Consider the following 14,331-nt stretch of genomic DNA (forward strand, 5'->3'; position numbering starts at 1 on the left):
AGCAGCTTTTGTCATCTAAAGCTGTCCTCCATGGTTAAATCCTTCATAATATGGGACCAACAGTACATAGAAATTTCTAAATAATATTTACATTCCGGCTAGCTGTAAGACATCTTCAAGTTTCAATTTTCCAATCACTTGATATCCTTTATGATCTCCCAGTGGTTTTATAATTACTGTTTCCATACTTGAGATTTCTCCTAATCCCATCCCTGGAGGGAAAGAGTGAGCTACAATTACCCTGTTGGAAGTTGGAGGTATTTTTTCAACTTCATTCTTAAATGCTTGAAGTGTACTGTCTATATCTTCATTGCTCGGATTCTGACTGAGCCTATATATATTTATCCAGAGTCCATTTAATTTTACATTTTGTGTTCCAAAAATAATCTGAGCAGTTTGGAGAGTTCTACACAGGGGGCTTGCTTCTACGGGCAAATGGATGGGTATATTCAGTTTTCGAATAGCATTGCCATACTTTTCTGCCTGTTCCTTTCCAGTTACACTTAAATTTCTTTGTGTCGAGCAATCTGACAGGCTAAGTTCTTGTTGATCTTCCCCTACTGTTGCATCTCCATGTCGGATATAAAGTACGTAACCTCCTTTTTGTAGATCATTTATGAGAGGAGATCCAGAAATCTCAGATGCTTCGGCATTATAAGATGCTCCCAGCAACAGAAAAAGACAGATTACGAAAACGGATAAACGGTACATATCTCTTCCACCTTTTTCTTCCTACTCTCCCCTATGTTATTTTTTTTATTCAACGTTTAGAAGGTATATCAGATAGATCCGGGGGTAAACTCAGGTCTGCAGAAACTATTGGTCCTTTATAAATAACATCTTGAGGTTTGGCTAGAGACAAGAAATTGTACCGATAAAATAAAACAAGCCGCTATAAAAGCAACTTCAATGGGAAATATGTTCTTGTCCCCCACATATCGATTGAATTAACCTGCTCGTAAGCTGACAAAAGGCAGCCAGTCATTTAGCTGGCTGCCTTCTTGTAATGATGGAGCTAGCATTCCGAGTTAACTTAATAAATCTCGAATTATCAGCTACCAATACCTTTTTTTTGATTTCATCCTCTTGTTCGTGTTGGGCTAGAGAAACGTACAATCAGTTGGACATCCTAGGTTCTCGAAAACTGTACGCGCGGCAGAATCTACTGGCAGGAAAACCTCAATTTGCGGATACAGGCGGCTGCCTTCGGAAATCGAAACCTGTCTGTAGCGAATGGGAACAAGCTCGCTGGTGCTTTCCATTCTGGCTAGTATGGTTTGTGTATGATCAACCATTGTCTCTGCATCCGGTTCAATTAGATATTCATCCACGTTATATTTCTGAACTCTATCAAGCAATTTTTGAAACCATGCATCATAACGCGAGAGCATGTGCTCCCTCTTGAAGGTGTGTATCCCGTTTTTGGCGTGCTGCTCCCACTGCTTAAACGACGATTTGTCGAAAGTGGAGCGGGGCCGGATTGGCAAATCGGAATTAAAATGAAAATCGACTCTATTCATCAAAGCGTCATATGAACGGTCGAGAGGGATATCGAACAAATGACGAAACGGCTCGTTAACCCCATTGATGTCCTGTGTATGTGTTACGATCATGGAGGGAAAAGGAATGCTCCTCATCGTTTGGTGAGCCCACTCCAATGCACGCTCCAACGGCCGCCCCTCCATTTCGGTCTGGATCGGAAGATAGCCGGCTGCCAATAGTAAATCATTACGCTCGTCGGATGAACACTCAAGGTAATCAGCAATATGGATAATCGTCTGACGATTTGGTATGCGCCGGGTACGTCCAACCAGCAGATTTTTATACGAAGGAAAAGCCTCATCATTCAGCTCTTGTTGAGTAAACCGTTTCAAGGACGGGTGAGGTTGGTCTGCAAGCTTCTGCTGACGTTTCATCCGCAGCGCTTCAATTTCTCCCATAACGAGCTTATGTCTGGATTTCTCCGTATCTATATCCATCTTCTATTCCCTCCTTTTATGAAGTGTACTTCTGCACTTGGGTCAAACATTTATCTAAAGTATACTCCTCATTGATAGAGATAGTCATTTAATCATACACAACCATACATGGAGGAGGAACCATATGATTCGTACAATTGTAGTTGATCCGCTTGCCCCGTCACATTTCGCGTTCAAGGAAGTTGACGCCCCCCAGGCCAAGCCTTGGGAAGCGCTCGTTAAAGTGAAGACCGTCTCTCTCAATCGAGGTGAAGTGAAAGACGCTAAGGATCAGGAAGCATTCAGCCGCCCCGGTTGGGATTTCGCCGGAATTGTCATTGAGCCGGCCAAGAACGGCGAAGGTCCACAAAAAGGGGCCAGGGTTGTTGGATTGCTCCCGATGGGAGCCTGGAGCGAACAAGTTGCTGCCCCCTTATCGATGCTGGCCGAAATCCCAGAAAAGTTAACTTTTGCGGACGCGGCGACCCTCCCCGTAGCAGGGCTCACGGCGCTCTATGCACTCCGCAAAGGCGGCATGCTGCTTGGCAAACGTATTTTCATTACAGGCTCTACCGGCGGGGTTGGGCTATTCGCCCATCAGCTTGCGGCCCAATCCGGCGCATATGTCGTAGGTACGGCAAGCACGGAAGAGAAGGCCGATCTTGTTCGGGAGACTGGATCCGACGAAGTGATCATTGGATATTCCGCCATTTCATCAGCCCGCAAATTCGGGCCGTACGATCTGATCATCGATTCAGTAGGCGGCAATACACTAGCAGCGTTACTACCGCAGCTAGCACACCAAGGGGTTTGCGTTGCGGTAGGATTTTCCTCTTCAAATACCTCAACGATCGATATGATGAATCTGGTGACCAGCGGAGGAAGAACCTTGTACAGCTTTTTTCTAGGTGAGGAACTCACCCGCCAATCAGTCGCGGACGATCTGAGTTTGCTAGCCCGACTGGTTACAGATAAGCGGTTAATCCCCCGGATCGAAGTGGAGGCTCCTTGGACCGAAATTAACACCGTTGCCCAGAATATGATGGAACGTAAATTCTCAGGCAAGGCCGTGCTTCACATAGCTTGATCGTATAAGCTTGCAACAAACAATGCTAGTAATGCAGTACTCCCTCACTCGTTTCGAGTAGGGAGTATTTATGCTTTTCAATGAACCCGGCTTAAAGTTCCTACACCAGGAAGGAGATCAGGTTGCATGCTCTTTCATCTCGAACTGTTCCATTCCATTCGCCGGTTTCATGATTTCTTCGATCAAGATTTGGAATAAGCCTGCCTATTTTGATGAAGGTGTCTTTCTTAACTTTGCTCATATACCATGCATGGATTACAAACGATAGGAGACTTCCGATAAACTGAAAATAGAGCGCTGCATGACTGCTATCAATAAAGAACTTGCATTTGCTACTGCAAGAATGGCAAATAATACATCGAACTGTAAAGGCTTCGGCTCTCCCTACGGGACTAGCTATGCCAATACGGGGATCAACAATAAAATCAGACAAGTGAAAGTAAACAAACCGACAAATCCGAAATACTCACTGATGACACCTATGTGGGAATATGTGTGTTCCATCTCTATTGGAGTGGTCATAATCAATGTCTTCGTCTGCAACCTCCATATGTATCATACAAAAAGAAGCCGATTGACCTGTTCTTTAATTGGAACTATACTTTGTAGCAAAGAGGGTGAATAGATGAAACAAATAAGCAGTCGCTTTTCGATGGCTGTCCATATTCTCTCTATGATTACGTTGGACCCCATATATAGCACAGGCGACCGAATTGCACGAAGCATCAATAGTAACCCTGTTGTAATTAGAAGGATTATGGCCCAGCTCAAAAAAGCAGGGTATATTGAAACAAAACCTGGAGTCGCGGGGGCTTCTCTTCGGGTATCTCCCGAAAGAATAACCCTACTGGATATCTTCCAAGCAGTCGATTCTGTGGAAGGTAATCAGCTTTTCAATTTTCATAAGGACACTGACCCCAATTGCTCTGTAGGAATGAACATTGAATCGGTCCTTTTACCACAACTCTCTAACGCTCAGAAGGTCATGGAGCATGAACTCGCTTCTGTTACCCTAGCTCAGATTGTGGAGCAAATTCTGAAACAGGCAAATGCAAATAAAGCTACTCCACGCGTGGAGTAGCTTTATTTGATTTTTAATTCATCATTAAATAACAGTCTTTACAGGCTCAACATATTCAATAAAACAGCCATCTGGATGCTGCACAAAAACGCTTGGACCAATAGGACCATATTGATCCCTTACTATAACGGTATTTTGTTTTTTTAATTCTTCCTTCAATTCGGTCATGGAATCAACATACACCACGGCACGGAGTGACCTAGCAGGCTCCATGGCCTCGACACTTCCAGATACAATAACGTAAGGGTATACTGTGGCTAAAGACAAGCCAGCTTCGGGAATATCCCACGTGCGATCCATAGATCGGTTAGCAAGAGATTCATAATAAGCAACGGTTGATTCCAGCTGCTCGGTAAAAACGGGGATAAAATGATTTATGATTTTCATGTTTGCCTCCGATTTTTGTTTTTTAGTCATAACCATAATGGTTATAACTGACTTAGTTATACATAAACAATTTGATCTTGTCAAACTTTTTTTTGGTAAGTATTCTCATAATGTTGTGTACTTGTTTCGTCTACTTGACAGATGCATGGGTGACTCACTTCCTGACCATGACACGTTAGCTTGGAAAATAGGACTAACGCATGATCCAGATTGATAAATTGTTTAGTACCTCATTTTATCAAACAACAACAATTTTTTTGCATTTCTCTGCCCCATGCGTTACTATTTTTATATTGACAAATTTGCAGGTCTACATAAGGAGGTTACACGCCATGTCTCCCCGTACCAAAGAACAAAATGAGCTTATACGCATACAGCGCAGAGAACAGATCCTGGACGTTGCCGCGCGCTCCTATTTTCGAACGGGCGGAAGCTTTGATATTCGTGACGTTGCCCGCGAGGCAGAGCTTGGTTACGGCACAGTGTACCATTATTATCCCAACCGGCATTTATTAATAGAAGATGTGTTGTGTAGCGGATTTGAGAGATGCGAGCAAGTTATCGCAGAATGGGCGAACACCAGCGACAGTCACCCGGATGACAGGCAGGTGTTGTCCTATTGTAAAGCGCTGCTCCTGCTCTGGCAATCGGACGCTCGTGCATATCTTGTCTACAAAATGGCGGCGGAACATTATGCAGGCTTGCCTGAGAAAGATCGCTACTACGCCAAGAGAAGATTTATGGAACGGTTGTATGTTCCACTGCAATCGATCACCAAGTGCGAAGATGAGAGCGTCGACCATATGCTTGCTGTGCTGGTCGGCTGCTGTGGACTGTACTATTATGCAGGCCATTCCGACCTTGACGTCGATCGAATTGCCCGTCTCGCCATGCAAGCTATTACGAAGGAGTCCTGATACGAACATGGTCATTTTAAAAAGCAAGTATGAAATTGAGGCTATCCGGAAGGCATGTCAAGTGGTGGCAGAATGCCATCGTACAATCGCCCCGCTTATCAAACCGGGCATTACCACTAACGAGATTGATCGCATTTTCGAGGACATTATGATGAAGCACGGCGCAAAGCCATACCAGAAAGGCTATAAGGGCTATCCATATGCGACCTGTGCTTCCACCAACGATGTGATCGCGCATGGCTTCCCAAGCAATAAGCCACTTGAGGAAGGCGATATCGTGACGATCGACACGGTCGCTGAACTCGATGGCTGGCTCGGTGATTCGGCTTGGAGTTATGCGGTTGGGGATATTTCGCCGATGGCAAAGAAGTTGATTCGCGTCACAAAGGAATGTCTTGACCTCGGCATCGCGCAGGCGCAGCCGGGCAATCGGCTCGGCGACGTGACAAGCGCGATTCAGAGGCATGCGGAATCGCAAGGCTTTGGAGTCGTACGCGACCTTCTCGCCCATGGCATCGGCCGCGACCTGCACGAGGAGCCGACTTATATGCATGTCGGCAAGCCTGGAAAAGGCCTTCGTATCAAGGAGGGTATGGTGTTTACAATTGAGCCCATGATTACCGAAGGCACTTACTTCATGACAATCGATCCGGACGGCTGGACTGCACGGACGAAGGACAACAAGCTTGCCGCCCAATACGAGCATACGATCGTCATCACGTCTGAAGGTCCACAAATTTTGACCATGCAATAGAACAAATAGAGGTCGACCAACATAATGGTCGACTTCTTTTTTTGTATTTGGCATAGCATCTTTATTTAACCCCATGACGTTATTTTACTTAAATTGAATAAGCGGCTCTCTTGTCTTAGTTGAGTTAATACTCTCAGCGGATCTCATAGCTCAACTGTTGAGCTGATACCTTAAGATTTTCAAGAAATTCCTAGTTATAAAATAGGTAACCTCTATGGATAAAAGATGGTAAATTGTATCCAAGAAGCTCATCAAGATATACTCCACATCGTTTGTGGAGGTATTAAACCATGCAGACTGTGTTATTATTTACAGATGAGCATGCTCTAGCACGTCAAGAAATCGTTCAATTGGGAGGTACTGTAGATCAGAGGCATCACCATTCCGCTATGATTGTTTCTCTTCCAAGATCCATTCTCCCGCCCAGTTATCTTATTCATCCACACTCCCCCCTGAGAAATATGAACAAGAGCTTTCATCGGTCATTGAAGCTTTTCAGATGTTTCAATCCCTTAATTTGTTACTTACAACAGATTCCGAACTAGATAAAAAATCGTCCGCTATAATTACTCCAAATGAAAAACTCCTGCATAATCAAATCAACCCTATCTCTACTAGTAGATACATGAACGGAAAAATAGCGGTAGCCATAATTTTCGTCACTGTTGAGATTTGACGAGAGGGAAGTGTTGAACGAGAATACATATTTATCCAAGGGTTGGAGCAGGTAATTCATCAATTTTTATACGAAGTAAGCTGTAAGGTTTTTGTCGCATATCTTTTCCGTAATGAAATCTTGCCTGCCTATGTAATTGGTTCACAATTACATATAAGTATTGATCCGGACCAATAGAAAAAGTATCCGGCCATAAAATTCTGGGATCATGGGCGATGGTTTCCATGATTCCACTCGGCAATATCTTTCGAATACTATCGTTTTCATAGTCTCCAGCGTAAACGTTTCCTTTTGCATCCGTGGTCATCCCATCCGATGCGCCCTTCTCTCCCCAATAATGCACAAGGTCACTTAACTTGAAATCCGGTATCGTTCTGTCTCTTAAGGCTTCTGTTGAGATCGAGTATAGTTGGCGACTGGTTAATGGACAAAAGAATAACATTTTTCCATCCGGGGAAATGGCTATTCCATCAGAGGCCAATCGAAAGGGAGATGTCGAACCATCCGTGTTTCGATTCATCAAAATTTTACCTTCCAATTTCGGTACAAAATACGGATCGGGTGAGGTTGAGCTTGCTCCATGCAACCGTCTATACGCATTTCCGTTTTCTAAATTTACGACGATAATAGCGCCTGGACCATTGGAAGAAGAATCCGTTATATATGCGTAACCTGCTTTACCTACACGAAAATCAAATCGGACATCATTCAGATACGTTGTCGGCAAGACTACATCATCTGCAAAGGTATATACTTTTCTTATTGAATTTGTTTTTAAATCTACAGCGACTAATTTTGCCCCTCCCTTAATAGGCTCAGAAAAATTGGGCGCAGCCGTATCCAGTACCCACAGGGTCCCCCTTCCATCTGCAACTACACTTTGGACACTGATGAAGGACATAGCGATATTCAATGGGTTGACCAAATTCGTTTCTACATTGGGATAAGGCTGCAACCGACCCTCAACAATTTCCGCTACCGTATATGTAACGTCATCTCCCCATTTCGGAAAGCAAATAAAGATACGCCCCGTTTCGGATACACTAACGCCTGTAGGCATAGCCCCATAAAATGAATGAACGAGTTCAAACTTACCGAAATACTCTTCCATAGGTAACATAGGTTTTATGATATCCTCCTCAACATAATTGAATAGATATTACCTATAGTATGTTTATGACATTCTCTAATGCCTGGCCCTAAATCATTCTTTTTATACGTATTTTTGAAAATGTCCGAGACATCTTAAAAAAACAAAAAAACTTCGGCGCAAGCCGAAGCCTTTTGGTGGTTCTCCGTGTCCTAGGCAAATAGTTCCCCCGAGCGTCAATGCAGGGCATTTACCCATGGGATCAGCACCAAGAACGTTTTATTGTTGGTCAGGCAGACGTAATGCGTTTGCTGAAGTTTGCGCTTGATCTAAAAATTCCTCTGCTCGGGTCAATTGCTGCCGGGCAGTCTCCAACGCTTTTGAATTTGTTGCCGCATTAGATTCACTTATCGAGCTTATTGCCTGATTTAAAGCGGTCTGCACCTCAGAAACCGAGTTAGATGAATGCTGCTCCAGCGTATTAGCACTCGAATGAAGTGTACCTTCTGCCGGTTTTCTTGCATTTTCGGTGCTTAGATCAATTTTGTTTTTATTGGGCACAGTAAATCCTCCTCCCTTTCCAAGATCATATAGACAAAAATAAGTATCGGATTAGGATTTTGTTTATATTCCTGCAACTGTATGGGAATATCCGGATCTTCCATCTGCCGCAATCCATTTTAGTATAAGATCCGATTCATTGGAAAATCTAACGATGATGAAAAGGAGGTGATCGTTTCTCAATGAATAATCCAACGCTAGCGCCGCACGAATCGATGGAACTGCATGAAGCGTTAAACTTTAAAACGCTGTGCCTCGCTAAGTCAAAACTTATGCAAGGCCTGGTCTTTGATCAAGAACTAAAAGCCTTAATGCAGAAAGACGTCATTCAATCCATACAACAGATCGCCGAGCTGCAAGCAATTTACGCGAAAGCTCCTTTCCAAGCGCCTGTTCCGAATAGTCCGACACCTATAACACATTAAGGGGAGCTCAAATGAATACCGATTATTTAGACCCGATTAATTCATTAAATATGCCGGAAATGGCAGATATGACTTTTGCCATGGACTTCCTTATTCGTGCCAAGGAAGGTGTGCGTAATTTGTCCATCGCCCTGACGGAAACAGCTTCACCGGATGTAAGAGCCCTGCTGCACAATCACCTTAAGCAGGGAATTGCAATGCACCAAGAAATCTCGGAGCTCATGATTCGCAAAAAATGGTTCCATCCTTACGAGCTGAATGAACAGTACCAACTCGACCAGCTTTCTGCGAAAAATACGGTGATGATCGGGCAGATGAATCTGTTCCCGGATGATACGTCGCGTAAAGGCATGTTTGATCGGACCCCAGATGAACATATTGGAGGACATAACGCATGAAGGCGGTAACGTATCAAGGGATTAAAAATGTCGTGGTCAAAGAGGTGCCGGATCCGAAGATTGAGAAACCGGACGATATGATCGTAAAGGTTACCAGTTCCGCCATTTGCGGTTCCGACCTCCATCTTATTCACGGGATGATCCCTAACCTTCAGGAGAACTATGTCATTGGACATGAGCCGATGGGAATTGTAGAAGAAGTGGGCCCAGGCGTGACAAAGGTAAAAAAAGGCGACCGTGTGATCATCCCATTCAACATCGCATGCGGAGAATGCTTTTTTTGCAAAAATCAGCTGGAAAGCCAATGTGACAATTCAAACGAACACGGGGATATGGGCGCATATTTCGGTTACTCCGGAACGACCGGCGGATATCCTGGCGGGCAAGCCGAGTATCTACGGGTTCCATTTGCTAATTTTACCCACTTTAAGATTCCCGAAAACTGCGAACAACCGGATGAAAATCTGAGCTTGATCGCTGATGCCATGACGACGGCATTCTGGAGTGTAGATAACGCTGGTGTTAAGAATGGAGATACGGTCATTGTGCTCGGATGTGGTCCAGTCGGACTTCTGGCTCAGAAATTCTGCTGGCTCAAAGGAGCAAAACGGGTCATAGCCGTTGACTATGTCGATTACCGCTTAAAGCATGCGAAGCGAACTAACAATGTGGAAATCGTAAACTTCGAACAGGATAAGAATATTGGGAACACTCTCAAGGAAATGACCAAAGGCGGCGCTGATGTCGTGATTGATGCGGTAGGAATGGACGGTAAGATGAGCGATCTCGAATTTCTGGCCAGCGGTATGAAACTGCAAGGCGGAACCATGAGCGCATTTATCATTGCATCTCAGGCGGTCCGCAAAGGCGGCACTATCCAAATCACTGGGGTATACGGCGGACGTTATAACGGTTTCCCGCTCGGCGACATCATGCAGCGAAACGTGAATATTCGTTCAGGACAAGCCCCGGTCATTCACTACATGCCGTATATGTATGAATTGGTTACGTCCGGCAAGGTGGACCCTGGTGACATTGTTACGCACGTCATTCCGCTCAGCGAGGCCAAGCAGGGCTATGAAGTGTTCGATACCAAAACGGACAATTGCATTAAAGTCATCTTAAAACCTTAAATATGGATATATACATGGAGGACAATCTGAATGAATGCCAATTACGCTTTGCATGAGATGCTCGAGGTGCATGAAATAGCTGCGTTCAAGACGGTTTGCTTGACTAAATCTAAAACCATGCAAGCTCTGGTAACCGACCCGGAGCTCATGCAAATTCTGCAACAAGATGCGACATTATCACAACAGCAGCTTCAGGAGCTCGGTGGAGTGCTGTCTAAAGTGACTGTATAGGAGATAAAAAAATGAATCCAATATTAGAACACATGACAGGGCTTCATACGCTGACGGATGACATCATCGCAATGGACCTTTTGATGAACGCCAAGAGCGGAGTCAGAAACTATGCCATGGCCGTGACCGAATGTGCCACCCCTGAAATCAAGCAAATTTTGATGAAACAGCTCGATGAGGCCATAGACTCTCATGAAAAGATATCCAATTACATGATGCAGCATGGCTTATACCATCCCTACCATATTCCAGAGCAAATCCAGCTCGACCTGAAAAACATTCAGACCGCTATGACTATTCCGTCCTGACACCGTTTTCCGTTCCCGCAAAATGCTTAATACACAATGGTTTCAGGACTATTTCAGATTTAGCCGGAGACTCCAGAGAGCAAAAAGTTCCCTGTATAGTCAAACAGGTTCACGTCAAGGATGTGCGCATCCCTTATGGTAGCTAACAGGAGATCACACAGAAATTTTACAAAAGCCCCTCCACAAAAATGCGGAGGGGTATTGGCTACCAGGAAGCAAAAGTTTCCGTCAAGTACATCATTGTCATCTGACCTCTAATAGTCTGCAAAAAAGCGTTCCTGCGCAGAGTTTGGCAAGTCAGCAAGTAAGTTGTTTTCAATATTATACCATTTACTGAACTATCCTGCCCGTTAGTTGGTATGAGAGTTTATCAACTATTGTTAACAATTAAAGGATGACGATAAAATAGAAAAGAGCTGCTAATGCAAAACGGTATAGAGCAAACCACTCCAATCGAAGTCGCTTGATTAGTCTAATAAACGTCACTACCGCGATCATAGCCACAAGGAAGGATACCAAAAAGCCGATGAGCATGAGATATAAATCGTCTAGACTAAGCAAATTGCGGCTATCGTATAAATCCAACAAGGTAGCACCAAACATAACAGGTACAGAAATAATAAACGTAAAATCTGCGGCAGCTTTTTGGCTAGTTCCGAGCAGAAGGCCACCAGAAATCGTCGATCCCGATCTCGAAAAACCCGGCCACAAAGCCAAACATTGGAATAAGCCAATCCCAAATGCTTGTTTGTAACTAATCGTATCAACGCTATTTTTTCTCTTACTCCTTGCTGCGATAATCATTAACAAACCACCAGCAACTAGACCAATTAAGACAGGCGTTGGGCCGAATAATTGGCTTTTTATAGTGTCTTTTAGTAGAAGATATACGATTAATGCTGGTAACATAGCCAAAATCATATGTATTACGTTTAATCCTTCCCTTTTTGAAAATTCCATTTTAATGAAGTTTGACCCAATTTCCATATAACTTTTCCAATAAAGAATTAGAACTGCCATCACTGCACCCAATTGTATAACAATTTTAAAGGTTATTGCCGCATCTCCCTCAAAGTTAAGCAAATTGCCTGCTAAAATAAGATGTCCAGTAGACGATACTGGTAAAAACTCTGTTAAACCTTCTATGATGCCAAGTATTATTGCTTTTAGTACATCAGTCATCAGAAGATATCCCCTTTACGAAAATAAACTCGTTCAACAAGTTCAAGTATAAGGGTTAATAACAATATATTCCCATCGTTTCGCATAACAATATTGAGTTTAACGTGACATTATTGTCACCTACCCGTTAGCTTAATGAAAAAAAGAAGTAGCTGCCAACGGGCATGCTATTCCCTGGATATACTATGACTAAACCGTGGTATCGAAGTTACCGTGCAGTCCTTACGGAATAAAATGATAAAAGTTCCATTGCGCCATCATCAAAGCGAAGCCAATAAACAGCACCCCTGTAACAATATTCCACACTTTCTTCCATATCAATGATGGACGTTTAACAATGGAAACTCCCAATAATACTGTGCCAAGCAAGGTCAGTGCCCAATTTATAGAGATCCCAAAGTTCATTTGGTCCACGGTCACGTTTTCATTGATCAAAGCATTCACCACCTGATATATGACATTGGCTACCAAAAGTGTACCGCACAAGATTACAGATGACATGATGTGACTGGTTGCGGACGAAGCGCCCTTTTTACTACGCTGAAGCCATCGAATCAGCAGAACGAATGGAGCAACCAGAAAGAATGCGATAGCCAAGATAGCCCATACCAAATAGATGATCAAGGCAGGAAGCGAACGGTTTCCCTTGATCGGTAATATATCCGTGGCGATCCCCTTGCTCAATCGTTTTACACCTTCATCAGAAATTTCCGCATACAGAATCGGTGCCAATCTTTCAAATCTTGGACTGTCGGATCTGGCAAATTGGTAAACATTCGGACGTATCTGTTTGAGTTCTCCCGTCATGCCCATTACGCTTAGTATAAGGTCATGCTCACCTTTCGGTTGTACTCTAATCAAACCCAGGTAGTTAATAACCTCATGGTATGAAGAGTAAGTGCGACCCGACTGTACATAATATCCGGCCAGTTCCCCGGATGGAGACAATTCGGCAGGGGGAACAGGGTTTTCAGCTTTTTTCGTACGGTCCTGTATCAGCAGATTAATGATCCCAGAGGTTAGCTCCTGCTCTATCTCCATATTCGTCAAGACGACGATGCCAAGCTGCTCCTCGGGTGCGATTGCTATGTTGCCGGAGAATCCCTTAACATTCCCACTGTGGCCAACGACGTGAGGCTCTGCCCGATATTCCCAGAAGCCGTGCGCATTCGACAGGATCTCTTCGTGCGGGGTATAACTCCGGGAGAGCATCTTCCTTGCGGTGTCCGACCGGTTGAACAGCGAACTATCTGGTGCATATAGTGCCATAGCGAACCGAGCTAGATCCTCCGCCGTCCCTTCCATGGCTCCCGCAGGATACAGAGGAACATAATAATGTGCTCTTGCTTCAAACCCTCCTTCCCGCTTTCTCGCATAACCTGTTGCTTTTTCCTTCAGCAGATCCCGGTGATCCGCTAAGGTAGGATGACCAGAACTATGATTCATTCCAAGAGGCTTAAGGATATGGTTCATCTCGTAGTCGGAGAATGATTGCCCGCTCACCTTCTCTACCGCTAGGGCAGCCAGTGCCGTGGCAAAGTTGGAATAGGCTATGACTGTGCCGGGTTCATAAATTTGTTCCGGCTGGTTAGACAGTATCGTTTCTTCCAGCGCGGTCAGACTCTCTTCTGACCGCGTAAATGTACTTAGTGGATGCTGCTCATAGCCTGCGGTGTGACTCATAATGTCCAGTATAGTCATCGGCTTGTTGTAACGCAGTTTCTCCGTGACCTCTTTTGGAAAATATGTTCGAATGTCTTGATCTAGCCTCATCTTGCCTGCTTCCACCATCTGCATCACAGAAGTCCAGACAAACGCTTTATTAATGGATCCATAGGCAAATACGGTAGAAGCAGGATCGACAGCAGACTTACGCTCCATATTGGCATAGCCATAGCCTTTGGAGAAAACAATCTTGTCGCCCTTTGTGATCACAACCGCAGCGCCGGGAGTTGACTTTCCAATGTGGGAATTGACGTAGTTATCAATCTCCTGCCCCAGCCGGCTATAGGGAATTCCAGAAGGGGTTTCTCCTGATTCTATTAGATCTGTAGCGTAGGCCGGAACTGAGAACTGAGAAAGAAGACATACACTAATACAGAACAATATAAACGACCTCAGTAGTTTAACATTCACCTTGGGT

General features: G+C 44.3%; 16 protein-coding genes. 9 read left to right on the top strand and 7 right to left on the bottom strand.

Annotated elements, in window-relative coordinates:
- Positions 1-87 precede the first annotated feature (87 nt).
- Together HP552_RS28410 and HP552_RS28415 are read right to left on the bottom strand one after the other, a co-directional pair.
- Positions 88-711, bottom strand: a complete 624-nt coding sequence (locus tag HP552_RS28410; RefSeq protein WP_175398715.1) for a histidine phosphatase family protein — start codon at positions 709-711, stop codon at positions 88-90.
- Positions 712-1,100: 389 nt separating this feature from the next.
- Positions 1,101-1,979, bottom strand: coding sequence for a hypothetical protein (locus HP552_RS28415; protein WP_175398716.1), 879 nt, complete (start codon positions 1,977-1,979; stop codon positions 1,101-1,103).
- 124 nt (positions 1,980-2,103) lie between these two features.
- On the opposite strand from HP552_RS28415, the gene HP552_RS28420 reads away from it, so the two are divergent.
- Positions 2,104-3,045 (top strand): zinc-binding dehydrogenase, encoded by a 942-nt coding sequence (locus tag HP552_RS28420; protein WP_175398717.1) that lies wholly within the window; start codon positions 2,104-2,106, stop codon positions 3,043-3,045.
- A 625-nt stretch (positions 3,046-3,670) separates the two neighbouring features.
- A complete protein-coding gene (locus HP552_RS28425; RefSeq protein ID WP_175398718.1) occupies positions 3,671-4,126 on the top strand; it encodes an Rrf2 family transcriptional regulator in 456 nt (151 codons plus the stop codon).
- Positions 4,127-4,150: 24 nt separating this feature from the next.
- Here HP552_RS28425 and HP552_RS28430 read toward each other — a convergent pair whose 3' ends face one another.
- Entirely contained in the window at positions 4,151-4,513 is a 363-nt protein-coding gene (locus HP552_RS28430) for a VOC family protein (RefSeq protein WP_175398719.1), read from the bottom strand.
- A 332-nt stretch (positions 4,514-4,845) separates the two neighbouring features.
- Here HP552_RS28430 and HP552_RS28435 point away from each other — a divergent pair, with 332 nt between their 5' ends.
- Together HP552_RS28435 and map are read left to right on the top strand one after the other, a co-directional pair.
- A complete protein-coding gene (locus HP552_RS28435) occupies positions 4,846-5,430 on the top strand; it encodes a TetR/AcrR family transcriptional regulator (protein ID WP_175398720.1) in 585 nt (194 codons plus the stop codon).
- A 7-nt stretch (positions 5,431-5,437) separates the two neighbouring features.
- Positions 5,438-6,184 carry a type I methionyl aminopeptidase gene (gene map / locus HP552_RS28440; RefSeq protein WP_175398721.1) on the top strand — a complete coding sequence of 249 codons (747 nt, stop codon included), beginning with the start codon at positions 5,438-5,440 and terminating at the stop codon, positions 6,182-6,184.
- Between the two features lie 707 nt (positions 6,185-6,891).
- On the opposite strand, the gene HP552_RS28445 is transcribed toward map, so the two are convergent.
- The gene (locus HP552_RS28445) at positions 6,892-7,980 is read right to left on the bottom strand and encodes an L-dopachrome tautomerase-related protein (protein ID WP_175398722.1); all 1,089 of its coding nucleotides are present in this window, start codon (positions 7,978-7,980) and stop codon (positions 6,892-6,894) included.
- Positions 7,981-8,229: 249 nt separating this feature from the next.
- Complete coding sequence (locus HP552_RS28450; RefSeq protein ID WP_175398723.1) at positions 8,230-8,511, bottom strand: hypothetical protein; 282 nt, start codon at positions 8,509-8,511, stop codon at positions 8,230-8,232.
- A gap of 182 nt (positions 8,512-8,693) precedes the next feature.
- Between HP552_RS28450 and HP552_RS28455 the strand changes: the two genes are divergently transcribed.
- Genes HP552_RS28455 through HP552_RS28475 form a run of 5 tightly spaced genes read left to right on the top strand, consistent with a single transcriptional unit; the run spans position 8,694 to position 11,006 of the window.
- Positions 8,694-8,936: a spore gernimation protein GerQ gene (locus HP552_RS28455; RefSeq protein ID WP_175398724.1), complete on the top strand. Its 243-nt coding sequence runs from the start codon at positions 8,694-8,696 to the stop codon at positions 8,934-8,936.
- An 11-nt stretch (positions 8,937-8,947) separates the two neighbouring features.
- On the top strand, positions 8,948-9,334 hold the full coding sequence (locus HP552_RS28460; RefSeq protein ID WP_175398725.1) for a spore coat protein: 387 nt from the start codon (positions 8,948-8,950) through the stop codon (positions 9,332-9,334).
- Positions 9,331-10,467 (top strand): zinc-dependent alcohol dehydrogenase, encoded by a 1,137-nt coding sequence (locus tag HP552_RS28465; protein ID WP_175398726.1) that lies wholly within the window; start codon positions 9,331-9,333, stop codon positions 10,465-10,467. The genes HP552_RS28460 and HP552_RS28465 overlap by 4 nt, the downstream gene beginning before the upstream one ends.
- A gap of 30 nt (positions 10,468-10,497) precedes the next feature.
- Positions 10,498-10,698, top strand: coding sequence for a hypothetical protein (locus HP552_RS28470; RefSeq protein ID WP_175398727.1), 201 nt, complete (start codon positions 10,498-10,500; stop codon positions 10,696-10,698).
- An 11-nt stretch (positions 10,699-10,709) separates the two neighbouring features.
- Complete coding sequence (locus HP552_RS28475; protein ID WP_175398728.1) at positions 10,710-11,006, top strand: spore coat protein; 297 nt, start codon at positions 10,710-10,712, stop codon at positions 11,004-11,006.
- A gap of 387 nt (positions 11,007-11,393) precedes the next feature.
- Here HP552_RS28475 and HP552_RS28480 read toward each other — a convergent pair whose 3' ends face one another.
- Both HP552_RS28480 and HP552_RS28485 read right to left on the bottom strand, forming a co-directional pair.
- Positions 11,394-12,188 carry an undecaprenyl-diphosphate phosphatase gene (locus tag HP552_RS28480; RefSeq protein WP_175398729.1) on the bottom strand — a complete coding sequence of 265 codons (795 nt, stop codon included), beginning with the start codon at positions 12,186-12,188 and terminating at the stop codon, positions 11,394-11,396.
- Between the two features lie 222 nt (positions 12,189-12,410).
- On the bottom strand, positions 12,411-14,324 hold the full coding sequence (locus HP552_RS28485; protein WP_175398730.1) for a serine hydrolase domain-containing protein: 1,914 nt from the start codon (positions 14,322-14,324) through the stop codon (positions 12,411-12,413).
- Positions 14,325-14,331: the final 7 nt, after the last annotated feature.

The sequence above is a fragment of the Paenibacillus xylanilyticus genome (assembly GCF_013359935.1).
In the GTDB taxonomy this organism is placed as follows: domain Bacteria; phylum Bacillota; class Bacilli; order Paenibacillales; family Paenibacillaceae; genus Paenibacillus; species Paenibacillus xylanilyticus.

Bases quoted from the DNA above. Each gene is read 5' to 3' on its own strand.
- HP552_RS28410 (WP_175398715.1), bottom strand. From the start codon at position 711: ATGTACCGTTTATCCGTTTTCGTAATCTGTCTTTTTCTGTTGCTGGGA.
- HP552_RS28415 (WP_175398716.1), bottom strand. From the start codon at position 1,979: ATGGATATAGATACGGAGAAATCCAGACATAAGCTCGTTATGGGAGAA.
- HP552_RS28420 (WP_175398717.1), top strand. From the start codon at position 2,104: ATGATTCGTACAATTGTAGTTGATCCGCTTGCCCCGTCACATTTCGCG.
- HP552_RS28425 (WP_175398718.1), top strand. From the start codon at position 3,671: ATGAAACAAATAAGCAGTCGCTTTTCGATGGCTGTCCATATTCTCTCT.
- HP552_RS28430 (WP_175398719.1), bottom strand. From the start codon at position 4,513: ATGAAAATCATAAATCATTTTATCCCCGTTTTTACCGAGCAGCTGGAA.
- HP552_RS28435 (WP_175398720.1), top strand. From the start codon at position 4,846: ATGTCTCCCCGTACCAAAGAACAAAATGAGCTTATACGCATACAGCGC.
- map (WP_175398721.1), top strand. From the start codon at position 5,438: ATGGTCATTTTAAAAAGCAAGTATGAAATTGAGGCTATCCGGAAGGCA.
- HP552_RS28445 (WP_175398722.1), bottom strand. From the start codon at position 7,980: ATGTTACCTATGGAAGAGTATTTCGGTAAGTTTGAACTCGTTCATTCA.
- HP552_RS28455 (WP_175398724.1), top strand. From the start codon at position 8,694: ATGAATAATCCAACGCTAGCGCCGCACGAATCGATGGAACTGCATGAA.
- HP552_RS28460 (WP_175398725.1), top strand. From the start codon at position 8,948: ATGAATACCGATTATTTAGACCCGATTAATTCATTAAATATGCCGGAA.
- HP552_RS28465 (WP_175398726.1), top strand. From the start codon at position 9,331: ATGAAGGCGGTAACGTATCAAGGGATTAAAAATGTCGTGGTCAAAGAG.
- HP552_RS28470 (WP_175398727.1), top strand. From the start codon at position 10,498: ATGAATGCCAATTACGCTTTGCATGAGATGCTCGAGGTGCATGAAATA.
- HP552_RS28475 (WP_175398728.1), top strand. From the start codon at position 10,710: ATGAATCCAATATTAGAACACATGACAGGGCTTCATACGCTGACGGAT.
- HP552_RS28480 (WP_175398729.1), bottom strand. From the start codon at position 12,188: ATGACTGATGTACTAAAAGCAATAATACTTGGCATCATAGAAGGTTTA.